The 13,107-nt window shown below is 56.0% G+C and carries 9 protein-coding genes; all 9 read right to left on the reverse strand.

The features are described 5' to 3' along the window. Window positions 1-848: 848 nt before the first annotated feature. Window positions 849-1,736, reverse strand: a complete 888-nt coding sequence (locus F4V43_RS16075) for an aldo/keto reductase (RefSeq protein WP_150459278.1) — start codon at window positions 1,734-1,736, stop codon at window positions 849-851. After that, window positions 1,733-3,754 (reverse strand): NAD-dependent DNA ligase LigA, encoded by a 2,022-nt coding sequence (gene ligA, locus F4V43_RS16080; RefSeq protein ID WP_150459279.1) that lies wholly within the window; start codon window positions 3,752-3,754, stop codon window positions 1,733-1,735. The genes F4V43_RS16075 and ligA overlap by 4 nt, the downstream gene beginning before the upstream one ends. A gap of 123 nt (window positions 3,755-3,877) precedes the next feature. Continuing rightward, window positions 3,878-6,241 (reverse strand): DNA helicase PcrA, encoded by a 2,364-nt coding sequence (pcrA, locus tag F4V43_RS16085; RefSeq protein WP_150459280.1) that lies wholly within the window; start codon window positions 6,239-6,241, stop codon window positions 3,878-3,880. 43 nt (window positions 6,242-6,284) lie between these two features. Beyond that, window positions 6,285-7,007 (reverse strand): heptaprenylglyceryl phosphate synthase, encoded by a 723-nt coding sequence (locus F4V43_RS16090; RefSeq protein ID WP_150459281.1) that lies wholly within the window; start codon window positions 7,005-7,007, stop codon window positions 6,285-6,287. Window positions 7,008-7,297: 290 nt separating this feature from the next. After that, entirely contained in the window at window positions 7,298-8,698 is a 1,401-nt protein-coding gene (locus tag F4V43_RS16095; protein WP_150459282.1) for an undecaprenyl-phosphate glucose phosphotransferase, read from the reverse strand. Further along, window positions 8,695-9,648: a glycosyltransferase family 2 protein gene (locus F4V43_RS16100; protein WP_150459283.1), complete on the reverse strand. Its 954-nt coding sequence runs from the start codon at window positions 9,646-9,648 to the stop codon at window positions 8,695-8,697. The genes F4V43_RS16095 and F4V43_RS16100 overlap by 4 nt, the downstream gene beginning before the upstream one ends. A gap of 107 nt (window positions 9,649-9,755) precedes the next feature. Next, window positions 9,756-10,745, reverse strand: coding sequence for a glycosyltransferase family 2 protein (locus tag F4V43_RS16105; protein ID WP_317983790.1), 990 nt, complete (start codon window positions 10,743-10,745; stop codon window positions 9,756-9,758). 153 nt (window positions 10,746-10,898) lie between these two features. Then, on the reverse strand, window positions 10,899-11,768 hold the full coding sequence (gene rfbD, locus F4V43_RS16110; protein ID WP_150459284.1) for a dTDP-4-dehydrorhamnose reductase: 870 nt from the start codon (window positions 11,766-11,768) through the stop codon (window positions 10,899-10,901). Continuing rightward, window positions 11,768-12,790: a dTDP-glucose 4,6-dehydratase gene (rfbB, locus tag F4V43_RS16115; RefSeq protein ID WP_150459285.1), complete on the reverse strand. Its 1,023-nt coding sequence runs from the start codon at window positions 12,788-12,790 to the stop codon at window positions 11,768-11,770. Before rfbB ends, rfbD begins: the two co-directional genes overlap by 1 nt. Window positions 12,791-13,107 lie beyond the last annotated feature (317 nt).

The following is a 13,107-nucleotide window of genomic DNA, read 5'->3' on the forward strand; positions in this document are numbered from 1 at the left end:
AGCGTTCGTCCTGAGCCAGGATCAAACTCTCCATAAAAGGCTCGACCTTCGTCGAGCTGAACGTCCGAAAGGCATCGAGCTCGGCTGAGCCGATTCTTGCGGACGAACAAGTTCGTTTGACTTGCTCATAAGATAAAGCTGACGATTCAATAAAATGAATCTGTCATAATATAACGCGTCCATTTGTTCAGTTTTCAAAGAACTTGCCCTGCAAGATTATTCATCTTGACAGGAATTATAGATTATCACACTTGAACTTCTTCGTCAACTATCGATTTCATTCACCTACAACTTCGCGGCAACTTCCGTCTCAAGCGACAAGAAATAATATATCATGTCTCAAGCAAGAAAGCAACCTTTTTTAATAACTAAAATTATCGCCGTCTGGGTGGGAGATTCAAGAGCCTCGGCATTCAATAACCCGCTCTAACGGATAAGGGCACTGCCCTCTGAATGAAATACGCTTATGGCTCAATGGGTTCCCTGTTACCGCCGGTCTTGCACTGTCTTAGCTCATGGATTTGGCCGGCGTTCAACCCGGCGCCGTCATGGTGAAGTTCTAATCCGGTCCCGCGGATTGTACCGCAGACGTACGCGTACAAGTCGGTGAAATGGCTGAACCGGGTTGAACTGATCTCAAGGGACACACGTGTCACCGGGAACCGAGCGGCTATGATAAGTCGCCCGGATGCCGGAGTCAGACGGATATAACGGCTCGGATAGCGGGTAAGCGTAAGCCATATCACCGCCAAACCCGTAACAAGCCGTCCGGCAGTTATGCTGGAACGGCTTGCGGTGTTTCAATGGATTTAGTGATTTCTGCACCGTTCTTTTATGCCCGTCCTGCTTTATACCAGTCCTACCCAGTCTGCTCCATGAGAATGAAAGTCGCTTCGCAGCTTCTTTTCCAGTTCCTCCGGGAGAGGGCCCTTCTCCAGAAGACGTGCGTTATGCCGCAGCCGTTCCGGATTCGCGGTGCCTACAATGCAGGAGTGGACCCCCGGCGTAAATGCGGCGAACCGAAGCGCCAGCTCATCCCAATTCATGCCGAGTTCCGCTTTATGCCAGCCCATTTCACGGAAGCGAACCCAGTAGTCCTCTACGTACTCGCCCACCGGCCGCTCTGCATAGCGCCAAGGCGCATTGGCTATCGGCCGTTTGGCAATGACGCCGATGCCCCCTTCGCGCGCGGCCGGAAGGGCCGACTCCAAAGAAGCCTGGTCGCAAATATTCACAGACAACTGGATGCTTCCGAAGCTGCCGCTGTGAAGAGCGGCTTCCAGCGCTTCATTCTCACCGGAGTAGGCCGCTACTCTTACCTTACCCGCTTCCACCGCGCGATGCAGCTCTTCGGTTACCTCTCCTGCCTCCAGAATCTCTCTTGGACAGGAGTGCAGGTGCACAACATCCAGTACATCCGTCCGCATGAGCTTCAGAGCGGCGTCAATGCCTGCGCGAATACAGGGCGCCGTCCAGTCCTCGAAACCGGGAATGCCATAGCCTATCTTGGTGGACAGCACGAATTCCTGCCGCCGGTGTCCGATCAGCTTGCCGATCCGTTCCTCGGACAGCCCGTATCCACGGGCGGTATCAATCAAGGTAATCCCTGCGTCCAGCGCCTCGTTCAGAATGCGCGCGGCCTCCCGGTCCGTCATCGTATCCTGACCGATATGGCCCGCTCCAAAGCCAAGCGCGCTTACCTGTAATCCTGTACTGCCAAAGGCCCGCTCCATCATGACGGTTGTCCTCCCAGCAGTCGCAGCAGCTCTTCTTCGTCGTCGATCACCGGAATGCCGAGCTCCTGGGCCTTGGCCAGCTTGCTCCCGGCCTTCTCGCCGGCAACGACGAGGTCGGTCTTCTTGGAGACGCTGCCGCTCACCTTGGCGCCGAGGGCCTCGAGGCGCGCTGCGGCGTCATCCCGGGTCAACCGGTGCAGGGTGCCGGTAAGGACCACCGTTTTGCCGAAGAAGAACGAATCTTCGTTCACTGCTGCGGGTGCGTCGGGCATTTCGGGCACAACGCCGTGCTCCAGCAATCGTCGGATGCCGCTCACGGTGAACGGGTCGGCAAAGTATCCGGTAATGCTCTCGGCGACTATGCCTCCGATATCAGGCAGCGCCTCCAGCTCCTCAGGAGTGGCGGCCATAACGGCATCCAGGCTGCGAAAGTGCTCCGCCAGCATTCGGGTGGTCGCTTTGCCCGTATTCGGAATGCCCAGCGCGAACAGGAAGGAGGCGAGATCCCGGTGCTTACTGTCCTCCAGTGCTTGCAGCAAATTCTGCGCCTTCTTCTCCCCGAAGCGTTCCAGCTTCACCAGCTGTTCCAGCGTCAGATCATACAGATCAGCCGCTTCCCGAATCGAAAGTTCTTCATAGAGCTGTCCTGCCGTCTTCTCGCTGAACGTCTCGATATCCATCGCATCCCTCGACGCATAATGGGTGATCCGTGCGACAATCTGCGGCTTGCAGTTCAGCTTGTTGTTGCAGAACAGGTGCGCCCCGCGCATCTCCAGCGGGAACCCGCAGGCCGGACATTCCGCCGGGAACACGATCTCTCCCCCGTCGCTCTCTTCGGTTACTTTGCCCAGAATCTCCGGGATCACATCGTTGGAACGCCGAATGAAGACCCGGGTTCCGAGAGCAAACTTAAGGTTCTTGCGCTCGATATCGCCGACATTGTTCAGCGTGCAGTTCTGAACGGTCACTCCCGCCAGTTCGACCGGCTCGACCCGGGCCAGCGGCGTTACTTTGCCGGTACGGCCGACATTCCAGCTTACCGACTGAAGAATCGTGGTCGTCTCCTCCGCCTCGAACTTGTAGGCGACGGCCCAGCGGGGGAATTTGTCCGTGTAGCCGAGCACCTCGCGAGTGCGGAAATCGGTGATTTTGATAACGGCTCCGTCGATCAGATAGTCCAGGCCCGAGCGTTTGGCTTCAATCTCGGCGACCTGCTCCGTGACCCCGTCGAAGCTGTCGAAATAGGTTAAGTACGGGTTGACCTTGAAGCGGTTGTCCCGCAGGAACTGCATCATTTCCTGATGGTTCGAGAAGGAGGTTCCTTCCGCATAGCCGACGTTATAGAAAAAAGCGTTCAGCCGACGCTCGGCGGTCAGCTTCGGGTTCAGGTTGCGCAGCGCTCCGGCGGCGCCGTTGCGCGCATTCTTCAGCGGGTCCGCCGCTCTCCGGTTATACTCGGCGAGCACGGACAGATTCATGATGCCTTCGCCCTGCACCTCGATCACGCCTTCCCGGTAAGGAATGGACAGCGGGACGGATTTGATGGTCTTCACCTGTTCCAGAATCCCTTCGCCGGTTACGCCGTTGCCCCGGGTGGCCGCCTGCACGAGGGCACCGTCGCGGTAAGTCAGGTTAAGCGTCAGCCCGTCGAACTTCAGCTCCACCGCATAGCACGGAGCCGGCAGCGGCGTATCCGGGTTCTTGGCGTTGTAATCGTTCACCAGCTTCAGCACACGGGCTTCCCACAGCCGCAGTTGCTCAATATTCTGGGCTTTGTCCAGGCTCCACAGAGGAGCCAGATGGCGGTGCGGAACAAAACCTTTCAGCAGTTCGCCTCCGACCCGGCGGGTCGGCGAATCGGGCAGCACCAGGCCGCTCTCAGCCTCCAGCTGCAGCAGCTTGTCATAGAGCACATCATATTCTTTGTCGCTGACCAGCGGGGCATCCAGGGTGTAGTAATGGTAGGCGAGCCGGTTCAGCTCTGCCACCAGCTCTTCCATCTTGTGCATCTCATCCATGCGGGGTTTATCCCTCCGTGGCTTGCTGTATTAGGCTTGCTTCATCAAATACGTCACCTTCACTATGTACGCGTGCGGGCGTTTCTAAACATCGGCGCCACCCGCACGAACCGTTCCTTCGCGCTATTCCACTTTACTGATCGGGGCAAAGCCCGCGAGCAGTCTCTTCACCCCTACCGGAGCAGGGAAGGCAATCTGCAGTTCCATGTCGTTGCCTTCGCCCTTGACGGAGACAATGGTGCCGACGCCCCATTTGCCGTGGGATACCTTGTCGCCCGCCTTAAAGCCGCCGGCCGCTCCGGAGGCCTGCGCCGGCCCGCCGGATACGACGGTCGCGCGGGCGCTCGATCCCGCGGGCGCTGCGCTGCCGCCGCCTCCCCGGACCGCACCGCCGGCCGCATATCCGCCGCCGGTTCCTCCGGTGCCGCCCGTCACGCGGGCGCCGAAGTTGCCCCGGCCGCCGCCCTCGAAGCCGCGGCCGCCGTAGGCGCCGCCAAAGTCGCCGCCTGAGCCCCGCCGGTAGCGGTCATACCCGGCGGGAGAAGCGTCTTCCTTCAGCTCCTCGGGAATCTCCTCAAGGAAGCGGGACGGCGGATTGGCCGTGGTTCGGCCAAACAGCGTGCGCATCCGGGCGCAGGTCAGGAAGAGCTGCTTCTCTGCGCGCGTAATGCCGACATACGCCAGCCGCCGCTCTTCCTCCAGCTCTTCGTTGTCCTGGAAGGCCCGGCTGTGCGGGAAGACGCCTTCCTCTAAGCCGATAATGAACACGTTCGGGAACTCCAGTCCCTTGGCGCTGTGCATCGTCATTAGAACCACCGCATCCCCGCGTTCGTCGTCCTCCTCGTTCATGCTGTCAATATCGGCAATCAGCGCGAGGTCGGTCAGGAAAGCGACCAGCGACTTGTCCTCATTGTTCCTCTCGAATTCCATTGTCACCGACAGGAACTCGTCGATATTCTCCAGCCGCGAGCGCGATTCCAGGGTGTTCTCGTTCTGAAGCTCCAGCCGGTACTGGGACAGCTCCAGCACTTTCTCGGTCAGCTCCGTCACCGATAAGAACTCCACCATCCGGTGCAGCGCCTCGATCATGTCGTAGAATTCGACGAGCGCGTTCCGGGTTCGCCCGGCGAAGCCGAGGTCATCCACGGTCTCCAGCACACGGAAGATGGAGACGCCCCGCGAAGCGGCAGCCGCTGCCAGCTTGGCGACCGTCGTGTCGCCAAGCCCTCTTTTGGGCACATTGATGATCCGGGTCAAGCTGATATCGTCGTCCGGGTTGGAGAGCAGCCGCAGGTAAGCAAGCAGGTCCTTGATTTCCTTGCGGTCGTAGAACTTGATGCCCCCTACGATCTGGTACGGAATATCCGACTTGATGAGAATTTCTTCGATTACGCGGGACTGGGCGTTGGTGCGGTACAGAATGGCATGGTCCTGATACCGTCTGCCCTGCTTGACGCTCTTGCTGATCTCGCCCGTAATGAAATAACCTTCGTCATGCTCGGAATCCGCCCGGTACACCTTGATCTTCTCGCCTTCTTCGGAATCGGTCCACAGCTTCTTCGGCTTGCGTCCGGTGTTGAGCGCAATGACGCCGTTGGCGGCATCCAGAATAATGGAAGTCGACCGGTAATTCTGTTCCAGCAGAATCGTCTTCGCTTCCGGGTAGTCTTCCTCGAAATTAAGGATGTTCGTAATGTCGGCTCCGCGCCACCGGTAGATGGACTGATCGCTGTCTCCGACGACGCAAATCCGGTGATGCTGGTCGGCCAGCATCCGGCACAGCATATACTGGGCCCGGTTCGTATCCTGATACTCGTCGACATGGATATATTTGAATTTCTTCTGATAGAAATCAAGCACGTCCGGCACTTCTTGGAAGAGCTGGATCGTCGTCATAATGAGATCGTCGAAATCAAGCGAATTGTTGCTCTTGAGCCGCTTCTGGTACTGGGTATAGACCTTGGCCACGATGCCTTCAAAATAATCGCCGATCTTCGCCTCATACTTGGCCGGCGTGATCAGCTCGTTCTTGGCGTTGCTGATCATGGCCTGGATCGCCTTCGGCTCAAATTTCTTCGTGTCGATGTTCTGATCCTTCATGATGTTGCGGATGACGGACAACTGATCCGTCGAATCCAGAATCGAGAAATTGGAGGTGAAGCCGATCCGCTCAATGTCTCTGCGGAGAATCCGCACGCACATGGAGTGGAAGGTGGAGACCCAGATGTCCCGCCCCTCCGGTCCTACCAGCTTTGACACGCGTTCCTGCATTTCACGGGCGGCTTTGTTCGTAAACGTGATCGCAAGGATCGCCCAAGGCGGAGCCTTGCGGTTGGCAATCAGCCAGGCGATGCGGTGCGTCAGCACCCGCGTCTTGCCGCTTCCCGCCCCTGCCATAATCAGCAGCGGTCCCTCGGTCGCCTCGACGGCCTGCCGCTGCGGCGGGTTCAGCCGGGCCACGGCATCGTATATGTTAACGGATTGCATGAAGGTCATGCTCCTTTCTGTTCGCTTCTTGCGATGTTTCTTCTCAATTCTTCCACTCCGCAGACGCTTCCGTCCGCACAGCTTCTACCGTCGCCAACGCCGCCTCCAGATCCCGGTATACAATGTTCCCTACGACAACCGTATCGCTGACCGCAGCCGCCTTTCGCGCCTCTTCCGGACCGCAGATTCCGCCGCCGTAGAAGAGCGCTGCATGCTCCACACTCTCGCGAATACGAGCCACGGTCTCCATATCCCCGAAGGTGCCGCTGTACTCCACATAGACGATTGGCAGCCTCATCAGCTTGTCCGCCACCTGGGCGTAAGCTGCCGCTCCCTCGGCATCCAGCCTGACATCCGCTTCGGTCAGCCGGGCCACCGCAGAATCCCCGTTCAGTACAATATAACCCTCTGCCAAAAGGAGGTCCCACGGCATATAATCGCCGTAGCGTTCAATCCCCTGCCGGTGCTGGCCGACAACCCAGGCCGAATCGGAGCTGTTCAGTACCATCGGAATCAGATACCGGTCAAAGCCCGGCACTACCGCTCCGAGTTCGGACACCTCCAGCACGCAGGGAATTTCATATTTCCGGATACGTCCGAGCAATTCTGAAGTATTGGTATACGTCACTCCGGTAGAGCCGCCGACCATAATCGCATCGGTGCCTGATGTACAGATCCTGCCGAGTTCTTCGTCTCCGATCGGTCGATCGGGGTCCAGCTTGAACACATGTCTCCAAGCCGGGACGCGGTCCCGCGCCGTTGTCATAGGTCTTCATCCTTCTGGATCGCCATTGCCTCATGAAGCAAGAGAAGCCGCCTCTTGTGCAGAGGCGGGCCTTCTCCTGTTCCACGGATTCTTTCTTCGATTGTAAAATAGCAGGGGTACGCTGTCAATTTGCCGAAGGCTAAAAAAGCGAACGTTTTTTCGCCTTTTTCCGAACAGATGCGCCCCGGTCTCCTGTTTCCGGCTTAATCCTTGCAAAAGAAAAAGAACCCGCAGCTCCTTGATACAGGAACTGCCAGGTTCTTCGGCAGGACTCGGCGCCCTGTTCACTATCAATAGGCATTCTTGAACCCGTTGCGGATGGTCTTCAGAATAATGCGGATATCGAACAGCAGCGACCAGTTCTCGATGTAGAAAATATCGTGGTTGATCCGCTCTTCAATCGACGTATCGCCGCGAAGACCGTTGCTCTGCGCCCATCCGGTAATGCCGGGCCGCACATGGTGCTTGACCATATATTTCGGAATCTCACTCTTGAACTGCTGCACATAAAAGGGCCGTTCAGGCCGGGGACCTACCACGCTCATATGGCCGAGCAGCACATTGAAGAACTGCGGCAGCTCGTCCAGACTTGTCCGCCGGATAAAGGTTCCGAACCGGGTCCGGCGCGGATCTTCCTTGGTGCTCCAGCCGGTATCTTCTTCATCGTCCCGCTGCATTCGCATAGAGCGGAATTTATACATCGTGAAGTTCCGCCGGTTCAGCCCGACCCGCTCCTGCTTGAAAATAACCGGCCCCGGCGACGTCAGCTTCACTCCGATAGCCACCAGGACCATCACGGGCAGCGTTACGAGAATGGCAAAGATCGAGAAGACCACATCGAACAGCCGCTTGGCCAGCCGGTTGCCGGCCATATCGAGCGGGATGTCGCGGACGTTAATCATCGGCATCCCCGCGAAGTTGTCAAAGTACGGCCGGGCGGGCAAATAATCGAAAAAATCGGGGATAATCAATGTCCGTACTCCCGCTTTCTCGCAGGCTCCGATAATGATCGGGAATTTATGATGCACATCCAGCGGCAGGGCAAGCACGACTTCGTCGATCATCTGGCTCTCCAGAATTTCAGGCAGGTCGTCAATCGTGCCCAGAATCGGCTTGTAATGCTTGGCTTCAAGCGTATTCCAGTTCTGATAGTCGTCCAGAAATCCGAAGATTTCATATCCAAGCTCCGGATACTGCGCAAGGTTGTCGTGAATTCGCTTCCCCAGCGTTCCCGCTCCGAGAATAAGGATGAACTGGCGGTTGAAGCCCTTCTGCCGCAGCGATTTCAGCATTTTCTTCAGCACGAAGCGGTACAGCATCGTAGACAGCATAATGATTCCGATATAGATCGCCAGGTATTGGCGGGATACGTTAATTTCTTTTACGAAGAACATAACGCCGAGCAGGATAAAGCCGGAAATCAGGTGCACCTGGAAGATCTTCAGGAACTCGTCGGCGAACCGCTTCTTCCGCTTCGGCAAATACAGCGACAGTACAATCCCCGACAAAATGGCGATGCCGCTGTATACCAGGCTCCAGTAGCTGTACGATTCAATCGGCAGCGGGTTGTAGTACGTTAGCCAGCCGCTGCGGAACTTAATCCACCAGGCCAGCAGGAACGACGCCTGAATGACCAGAAAGTCGGCCACCATATACAGTTGGGTCAGAAACCGCTGATTCCGGCGGATCATAATCTCACCTCGGATTTCGTCTCACTTCGCGCGCCCGTCTGCTCCGCCGCCGCTAGGCTCGGAACCGGTGTTGCATCTGGCCGCTTCGGCGCAAGGGCATTGCGCAGCAGCGCGGCTGCCAGTTTAACTCCTACCCCCGCATACACGGCACCATTGACCATAACATTATATTTAGCCTGGTAGTGCTTGCGGTGGAACAGGATCATCGCCCGGTGGAACTCGTAGATAATCTTCGGCGGTCTCCGGCGTGCGCTGCCGCCTTTGAGATGGATGATCGACGTACGCGGGTAATACCAGATGCCCCAGCCCGCCTCCTTGATACGATAGCACCAGTCCAAATCTTCCCCATACATGAAGAATTCCTCGTCGAGTCCGCCTACCTCTGCGATTGTCTCCCGGCGGACCATCATAAAGGCGCCGACCAGCGCATCGACGGCATAATCCTGATCGGGATCGAGGTAGCCGAGCTGGTAGCCGTTGTAGCGAGGGTTATCCGGGAACAGCTTGCTGATCCCGAACGCATAGTAGAACGACGCCGACGGCGTCGGAAAGCCGCGTTTGCAGGCTTTGTCCAGGCTTCCGTCGGGAAGAATGATTTTACACCCAGAGGCTCCGATATCCGGCCGTTCGTCCATGAACCGAATCATGGTATCCAAGGTCTCCGGCATAACCACAGTGTCGGAATTCAGCAGCAGCACATAACGCCCGGCGGCCATCTTCATCGCCTGATTGTTGCCTCGCGCGAATCCGACATTCTCCTCATTGGCAATCAGCACCGCCTGCGGAAACTCCCGCCGGATCGCTTCCACCGAACCGTCGCTGGAATGGTTATCGACCACAATGACCTCATAACGATACGCCGTAGCCGAATCATAGACCGACCTCAGACAATCCAGCGTCAGGCGGCACGTATTGTAATTCAGAATCAAAATGCTGACATCGGGCTTCACCTTGCAACGCTCCTGACTGAAATCTAGTAATATCGACAAATATTATAACATAGAAACACCCGCAAAAGGCTCTCTTTTGCGGGCAATGAAAGTAAATTATAGGATATTCAAACTTTTTTGCGGCGTTCTTGGATCTGCTTCCGTTTCCGTCGCAGGACAGACCACTGCCGGAAGAAACTCCCCCAAGCTGTCAGTACTTTCGGTTCTCGAAGCAGCATATAGCCATGCACGGCAAGCTCATAGGGCAGCGAGACCAGCAGAGTCGTCAGAAGACTGCGCGCCGGTTCATTCTTGGCCAGCATTTTGTAGCGGTTCATATAGGACATTCTGCGGATGAAGAGCGGTCTGGTTGTTCGTCCTGAAGTCTTCCAGCCCCGTTCATGGTAGGCGATAGCTTCGGCATCGTAATAGGCTGTCCATCCGAGCAGCCTGGCCCGCCAGGCCACATCGACATCTTCCTTGTACGCGAAAAAGTCCCCGTCGAAGAATTCTCCTTCGATGCTGATCTCCTCAATCATCCGGCGGCTGTACATCGCCGCCGCCCCGGAGACGCCGAACACCTCGCCGGATTCCGTCCAGTTCCCGGCCGGCTCTCCCATCCCCCGATCGAATGCCCGTCGCATCCGGTTCATAACAAGGCCGGTGCTGTCGACAATGTTCGGGTCAGCCTTGGACAGAAGCTTGCCCGTCGCGCTGCCGATTCGCGGATTGGCTTCCATCACCGCAACCAGACGGGACACATAATCCGGCTCCAGTGTAACATCCGGGTTCAACACCAGAATATAGTCCGCTTCGCTGGCCGCAATCGCCTGGTTGTGGGCGGGGGCGAATCCGGTGTTGACGGGATTCGAGATAAGGCGGACAGGCGTATTGGAGGCTTTCGAAGATGGATCGCCATCGGGAACTGGCTCCGGAGTCTCTTCAGTCCCGAAGACCAGCACCGCCTCCCGGGTCCCATCCGTCGAGGCATTATCCACCACGAGGATCTCCGCGACCGGATATTCCTGCTGCCGAACCGCTGCCAGACAGCCGGCGATATCACCAGCGCTATTATACGTGACAATATGTACCGTTACCTTCTTCGTCTTCATTATCATAGCTATTCGCATTCTCACTCTCGTTGGAGTCGATAGATTTGATTCTACTGCTAAGTATATCGACCCTTCATTTAAATAAAAACCCCGGCGTCGCCGGGGTTAACTTTTTATCTAATTCGTTCAATTATTGAAGCTTATCCGAAGCCGGTGTCTTCAATCCTTCAGCTCGGCCAAGAAGGCCCGCAGCCCTTCCCGCCAAGGCCGCAGATCGGTCAGCCCGTTCGTCCGAATCGACAAATGCTCCATGACTGAATTGGATGGCCGAGGCGCAGGGCGCGGGAACTGCTCGGTGGTGCAGGGCTCCAGCTTGGCAGTGAACTTCAGACCAAGGATGTCTTTTGCTTCTTCAAAAATGGCTTGCGTGAACTCGTACCAGCTGCAGGCCTCGGTGTTGGAGGCATGGTAAATCCCGTACTTCTCCGTCTCCATCAGTTCCAGCAGAAAGTTCGCCAGATCCGCCGTATAGGTCGGCGACCCTTTCTGGTCATGGACCACTTGAAGCAGCGGTTTTTCCTGACCCAGCTTCAGCATGGTTTTGACAAAATTATTGCCGTACTTGCCGTACACCCATGAAGTCCGAACAATGAAAAACTTCGAAGAAAGACTCTGCACCAGGATTTCTCCTGCTCGCTTTGACTTTCCGTAGATACTCTTCGGAGCGGTATTATCGTATTCATGGTAGGGGCGCTCACCCTGCCCGTCAAAAACATAGTCCGTGCTGATATAAATCAGCTTGGCACCAGCTTTTTCCGCGGCAAGAGCGACATTCCGTGTTCCCGCCGCATTGATGGCATAAGCCGCATCGATATCCGTCTCCGCCGCATCGACGGCTGTATGGGCTGCACAATGAATGACGATGTCTGGGGCAAAACCGCCGATAACGGTTCCGGTCTGCTCCAGATCGGTAATATCCATCTCCTGCCGGTCGCAGGCCAATACCGTATAACCTCTGTCCTCAAGCAGCAACACGGCTTCCCGGCCGAGCTGCCCGGCAGCGCCGGTTACGAGTACTTTACCGCCCATTACAGTGCATCTCCCAGGCGGCTGCCGTACTGCTTCTCGGCATACTTCTGGTATTCACCTGACTGAATACGGGTCCACCAATCCTTATGGTTCAGGTACCAGCGGATCGTTTCCTTGATGCCGGTCTCGAACGTATGCTTCGGCTTCCAGCCCAGCTCGGTCATGATTTTGGTGGGATCAATGCCGTAGCGGCGGTCATGTCCCGGACGATCCTGGACGTACGTAATCAGCGATTCCGGCTTGCCCAGCTCCTGCAAAATCGTCTTGACGATATGCACATTCGTCCGCTCATTATTTCCGCCGATGTTGTACACTTCGCCAAGCACACCCTTGTGAATGACAAGGTCAATCGCGCTGCAATGATCTTCAACATACAGCCAGTCCCGGATATTCAGTCCGTCCCCGTATACGGGCAGAGCCCCGTCTGCCAGCGCGCGGGAGATCATCAGTGGAATAAGTTTCTCCGGGAACTGGTAAGGGCCGTAATTATTGGAGCAACGCGTAATATTGACCGGCAGCCCAAAGGTTTCATGGTACGCACGAACCAGCAGATCGCCTCCGGCCTTGCTGGCGGAATACGGACTGTTCGGTGTCAGCGGCGTTTCTTCCGTGAAGAGTCCGGTTGCTCCGAGCGTACCGTATACTTCATCGGTAGATACTTGCACAAACTTCTTGACGTTGTGTTTCTTCGCCGCATCCAACAGCACCTGAGTGCCCAGCACATTGGTCTTCACGAACACATCTGGCTCCAGAATACTGCGATCCACATGCGATTCTGCCGCAAAGTTGACCACCACATCGACGCCGTCGCCGACCAAGGCATCCATAGCCGGAACGTCGGTGATATCAGCTTTGACAAAGGTATAGTTGGGATGATTCTCGACGGATTTCAGATTCTCCAGGTTGCCTGCATAGGTCAGGGCGTCGACGTTCACGATCTGATGATCCGGATGTTGCTGCAGCATGTAGATGACGAAATTGCTGCCGATAAACCCGGCACCGCCGGTGATGAGAAGTTTCATGGGAGACCACCTTTATGACAAAAGATAATAATACGCGGAAGCATAATATACTATGTCGCCGCCATTCTCTGGGGAATAATATTTGTTAAGAACTAACGTAAAAAGTCATGGATGATAGGATATCAAATAAGAGTAGGTTTATTTATTGAGATTTGTGTTGACTCAACACTATTCATGATTCTAATGAGCTAGGCAAATCCATTAGTCTTCAAATATATAGTTGTAATAGGAGTTTAGTGAGAGTGAGATCTAGGAAGGATGTTACTCTCACTAGGTCGTGTCTGAAAACTATTCATTGAGTTAATTTGAAGATGGCA

It is taken from the genome of Paenibacillus spiritus (assembly GCF_008710135.1).
Taxonomy (GTDB): domain Bacteria; phylum Bacillota; class Bacilli; order Paenibacillales; family Paenibacillaceae; genus Paenibacillus_AQ; species Paenibacillus_AQ glufosinatiresistens.

Bases quoted from the DNA above. Each gene is read 5' to 3' on its own strand.
- F4V43_RS16090 (WP_150459281.1), bottom strand. From the start codon at position 7,007: ATGACAACGGCGCGGGACCGCGTCCCGGCTTGGAGACATGTGTTCAAG.
- F4V43_RS16075 (WP_150459278.1), bottom strand. From the start codon at position 1,736: ATGATGGAGCGGGCCTTTGGCAGTACAGGATTACAGGTAAGCGCGCTT.
- F4V43_RS16095 (WP_150459282.1), bottom strand. From the start codon at position 8,698: ATGATCCGCCGGAATCAGCGGTTTCTGACCCAACTGTATATGGTGGCC.
- rfbD (WP_150459284.1), bottom strand. From the start codon at position 11,768: ATGGGCGGTAAAGTACTCGTAACCGGCGCTGCCGGGCAGCTCGGCCGG.
- pcrA (WP_150459280.1), bottom strand. From the start codon at position 6,241: ATGCAATCCGTTAACATATACGATGCCGTGGCCCGGCTGAACCCGCCG.
- rfbB (WP_150459285.1), bottom strand. From the start codon at position 12,790: ATGAAACTTCTCATCACCGGCGGTGCCGGGTTTATCGGCAGCAATTTC.
- F4V43_RS16105 (WP_317983790.1), bottom strand. From the start codon at position 10,745: ATGATAATGAAGACGAAGAAGGTAACGGTACATATTGTCACGTATAAT.
- ligA (WP_150459279.1), bottom strand. From the start codon at position 3,754: ATGGATGAGATGCACAAGATGGAAGAGCTGGTGGCAGAGCTGAACCGG.